Annotated in this window: 4 protein-coding genes; all 4 read right to left on the reverse strand. The window is 30.4% G+C overall.

Annotated features, from left to right (window positions below; translation table 11 throughout):
• Positions 1–355: 355 nt before the first annotated feature.
• Entirely contained in the window at positions 356–2368 is a 2013-nt protein-coding gene (locus ACIQ56_RS14525) for an amylo-alpha-1,6-glucosidase (RefSeq protein WP_397601764.1), read from the reverse strand.
• Between the two features lie 15 nt (positions 2369–2383).
• Positions 2384–2932 carry a superoxide dismutase family protein gene (locus ACIQ56_RS14530; RefSeq protein ID WP_397601765.1) on the reverse strand — a complete coding sequence of 183 codons (549 nt, stop codon included), beginning with the start codon at positions 2930–2932 and terminating at the stop codon, positions 2384–2386.
• A gap of 12 nt (positions 2933–2944) precedes the next feature.
• A complete protein-coding gene (locus ACIQ56_RS14535; protein WP_397601766.1) occupies positions 2945–3967 on the reverse strand; it encodes an NAD(P)/FAD-dependent oxidoreductase in 1023 nt (340 codons plus the stop codon).
• A gap of 68 nt (positions 3968–4035) precedes the next feature.
• The coding region (locus tag ACIQ56_RS14540) for a carboxy terminal-processing peptidase (protein WP_397601767.1) at positions 4036–4728 on the reverse strand (693 nt) is incomplete at its 5' end.

Raw genomic sequence — 4728 nt, forward strand, 5'->3', positions numbered from 1 at the left:
CTTTCAAAAGCAACTTGCTCTGACAATTTTAAAAGTCTATTTTCCATCTCCATTTAAATCTCCTCCTCAAAAGGAGATTTAATTCTGGATTTATGCTTTGTAAAAATCACTTATTGGGAGGACACGTTGCAGAAAGGCAAGCAATAATATTTTCACTCAACGGGGGTATGTTTATATTTTCAATTTGCATTTTAAGACCTCTAAATTATATGAGTTTAGAATTCTTCTTTTCTAGTATAAACCTTTTTATAATTTTCGTTTTAAAGACAAGTCATTTTTTAGATGAATGAGGGGCGGAATGGATTACAAGGCCTTATGGTAGATCCTTCTTTCCCAAAATAATCCATTTCATGCATTAAATTTTATGAGACAAAAATTTCCACGCACGCAATGTTTCTGCAACGCCCCAAGCTTGCGCAATACATCCTCTTGGGTGGTAAGGACTTTCGGCATCAAAAATTTCACTGATAAAACCAATTCCCGCTTCATTGATATGTTTTTCCAAAGGCTCTAAAAAACCAATCGCAACAGAAGCATTTAAAGTAACATTATAATAGGCAATAGCATAATTTCCAAGTAACCAACTCCAAATTGTTCCTTGATGATAAGCACAATCTCTTTCAAAAGGAGTTCCGAAATATTTATTTTTATAATCATGTGAATTTTTGGAAAGACTTTTTACTCCAAAAAAAGAAACAAGATTTTTTCCACATATATCAATAATATTTCTTTTTTGATATTGGTTTAAAGGAGAATAATTTAAAGAAACAGCTATAATTTGATTTGGCCGTAAAGATTCATCATTCCCATTGGGGCCATCTATTACATCGTAACAATATCCTAAATTTTCATTCCAAAAACGTTCAAATCCTTGTTCAATTAAATTGCTTAATTGAGAATATTTTTTGTTATCTTGATTTAAAATAGTTGCAAATTTTTCCATATTTTTAATAGCATTGTACCACAATGCATTTACTTCAATTGTTTTTCCTATTCGAGGAGTTACAACATAATTTCCAATTTTAGCATCCATCCAAGTAAGTTGACAACCTTCTTGTCCTGCAAATAAAAGTCCATCATTGGGATCACATTTAATATGGAATCGAGTCCCATTTAAATGATGTTCTATAATATTTTCTAATTTTGAATAAATTTCTTTTAAAAAAGGAAGATCCTGAGTTGAATTAAAATAAGATGAAATTGCTTCAAAGTACCACATCGTAGCATCAACCGTATTGTAATCAGGTGTTTCGGAATCATCGGGGAAACGATTTGGCAGCATTCCTTCACTAATATAATGCGAATAATTTTCAAGAATGGATTTCGCAATATCAAATTGCTCTGTAGCACAACATAAACCAGGGAGACTAATCATTGTATCCCTACCCCAATCGCCAAACCAATGATACCCAGCAAGAATACTTTTTGCTTTTTTATCTATTTGGTTTGATCGATTTACAATAAAAATATTTACGGAATAAATGAGTTGTTCGATCCATTTTGGAGTATATTTTGTATTTTTTTTCCAATTTTGTAAAAGAATCTGGTTTTGTTTCTTTATTTCTAAAATACTATTTTCGGAATTAAAATCCTTATTTTCAAGATATTTATTTGTACTTATTTTTATTTCAGAAATTTCATTTAATTTTAAATTCGTGTAAAATGAAGATCCTAAAACATGTTGTTCAATATGGTCAAAACCTCTATTTGATTCTTCTTGAAGGTCATAATTTGAATATAAAATATTTTCTATTTTGTAAGAGGAAAAATTTGAATTGATTTCAAATAAAAAATCATTTTGATGATTTAAAAAATAAATAGATTTATCATTTTCAATAGATTTAATATCAATAGGATTTAAACTTGAGAGATGATGAAAATTTCTATTATCTACAAACACATCACATTTTAATTTTATTTCTTTATCGCTATTTGTAGATAATAATTTATAAGTGATATAAACAATATTTTTCTCAAATGGGGTTATAATTCTTTTTTCAATATAAGTTTCATTGCAATTATAAATCCAAACTGGAATATTTTCATCTAAATAAAAACAATCTAAATGAAAAAATCCTTTCGGAAATAAATTATCGTCATTCGCCCATTTATTTGCGCTTAATAAAAATATTTGATTATCTATTTCAACTGTTTCTTCAATTTTAGAAACATATAATTTTCTACTGAGTGGTGGTTTATCTGAATAAATAAATAAACCATGATATCTTTTATTTAAAATTCCAGAAATGGTTCCCGACGCATAACTCCCTAAACCATTTCCGATAAGCCATTCTCGATAGATATTTTTTTGAATAGATACTTTATCTAAGAAACAAAAATGCTCTGAATTATTTTTAGGTTCAAGCATTAGCAATCCTATGCTTTATTTGATCACACCACATAAAATTCTTTTTCCTGCGTTGCCTGCTGGACCTGTTTTTTCATCATCAGGATCTGCATGAATAACAAAGGCCTTACCAGAAATTGTATATTTGCTCTCTTTATTTAGAGTCAATGGAGAATTCACTGTGATATCAATCATAACAACACCTGATGGATTTGCTTTGATATTTCCAAGATCTCCTGCATGCTGATGTTCATATTTTCCTGCTGCAATAGAAGAGCCATGAACGTGTTCTTTATCAGGATTAAAATGTCCACCTGCATTCATGGCAGCAGGATCGGAACAATCTCCTTTTTCATGGATATGAAAACCATGAACGCTATTTGGTTCTAATCCAGTTACTTTACCCGTAATTTGAATGCCGCCATTAGAAAGCTCTACTACAGAAAGCATTGCCGCCGCTTTTGAGCCGCTTTTAGGCAATAAAGTAACATCTTGTTTTAGAGAATCTCCCTTAGATGTTTCACAAGATGAAATTAAAAATGCTGTTGTCATTATAGCACTAACAAAGAGAAACTTACGATTCATTTTAAAATCCTTTCATAATGAATTTAGTCTTTTTTCTTTCTTTTCTTTTATTTCCATTATTGTTGTTGAATGCAAGGGTTGAGCTTTTTCTTTCGGGTTCATAAATACTTTAGCAAAGGCAACTGCAATTGCGGCCTCTGAAAAACCAGTTACAATGAGATCTAATTTAGCAGAATATTTTGCAATATCTCCAGCAGCAAAAATACCGGGTAAATTTGTTTCCATTTTTTCATTTACACAAATGCCATTGCCAGACAAATTAAGTCCCCATTCTTTTATTTTTCCTAAAGAACTATTAAAACCAAACATAATTAAAGCATCATCAATAGGAATAATTTCTTCTCTATGATCTTCAATGCCTTTAACTAAAACTTCTTTTAATTGACTATCTCCATAAAATCCTGCAATTTCAGAATTTAAAATAACTCGTGCATTCGTTTTTTGCAACTTATTAACAGAATCGTCGTGTGCTCTAAATTTATCAGAGCGATGAACTAATGTAACAGATTTTGCTATTGTAATAAGCTCATTTGCCCAATCTAAAGCAGAATCACCTCCACCAGCAATGATTACATTTTTATTTTTATAAATGGATTTTTCAATTACAGCATAAGAAATTCCATTTCCTTCAAATTTATCTGCACCAGGAGCTTGATGTTTTTTGGGACTATAAGAGCCCACACCTGCAGCAATTATAATTGTTTTTGTGAAATGAATTCCTTTGTTTGTTTGGAGTTCCCATATGCCATCTTGATTTTTTGAAAGACTTTCTGATGTTTCATTTAAACAAATTTCGGTTTGATACGGTTTTATCTGTTCAATTAAATTATCAACAAGATCACGTGCTAATATCTTTGGAAAACCTGCAACATCATAAATATATTTTTCAGGGTAAACAGCAGTAAGACGTCCACCTAAAGCTGGCATGGAATCTATTATTTTACAACTTGCATTTCTCATACCTGCATAAAAAGCGGTAAAAATACCTGTTGGTCCACCACCTAAAACGGTTATATCGTATATTTTTTGTGTCATATTAAATCTCTTTTAAAATATATAAAATAATAATTATATTCAGTTGTATAATAAATAATTATTATTTTTTAGTCTTTTTTAAAGTTACTTGTTAAACGAATTTCGTCTAACAAAATATTTGCAGCCTCTTTTAATTGAATATCATTTTTTCTAACTACTTTAGTAGAAAATTCGGGAGTATCTTCATCTTCAGATAAAAAGTTTAGCTCATCATTAGAAGTTTTTAATTTCTCAATATTTTCTTTTTCTTTAGGAGCTGTATCCTTATTATTAAGTATTTTTTTCTCTTTTGTTTTTAAATTATTTTGAGCGACATTTTTCTCTTTATCTTTTGAATCTTTAGTTTCTTTTAAGGAAACTAAAGTATTTTTATCTTTACGGGCTTTGTTAATGGCGTCTACAATTTTTTTAAATTCAGCAGATTTATCTACTCTTTCTGAACTCATTTGCTGCAATTTAGCTATTTCATCTTTTAAATCACGCTCAGGTTTAAAATCACGTGATGCTTTAATTGTGGTATAAGGAAGTGCATAGTCATTTTCTTTTTCGCCAATGTCAGTGGCATCAATGATATCAGGAATAATAATATCCGATAAAACGCCTTTTGCTTGGTTACTTTTGCCACTTGGTCTAAAAAATTTCGCAATGGTTACGTGGATAGCACCATCGGTTGGACGCCCTCCTGTGCCAGGAACTTCAAATACCGTTTGCACAGTACCTTTTCCAAAAGTTCTGGAGTCACCTAAAATGAGACCTCTCCC

This window comes from Silvanigrella sp. (assembly GCF_044369315.1).
In the GTDB taxonomy this organism is placed as follows: domain Bacteria; phylum Bdellovibrionota_B; class Oligoflexia; order Silvanigrellales; family Silvanigrellaceae; genus Silvanigrella.

What these genes read in the sequence shown, in the direction of transcription:
- ACIQ56_RS14525 (WP_397601764.1), bottom strand. Translation starts at nt 2,368, where the DNA reads ATGCTTGAACCTAAAAATAATTCAGAGCATTTTTGTTTCTTAGATAAA.
- ACIQ56_RS14530 (WP_397601765.1), bottom strand. Translation starts at nt 2,932, where the DNA reads ATGAATCGTAAGTTTCTCTTTGTTAGTGCTATAATGACAACAGCATTT.
- ACIQ56_RS14535 (WP_397601766.1), bottom strand. Translation starts at nt 3,967, where the DNA reads ATGACACAAAAAATATACGATATAACCGTTTTAGGTGGTGGACCAACA.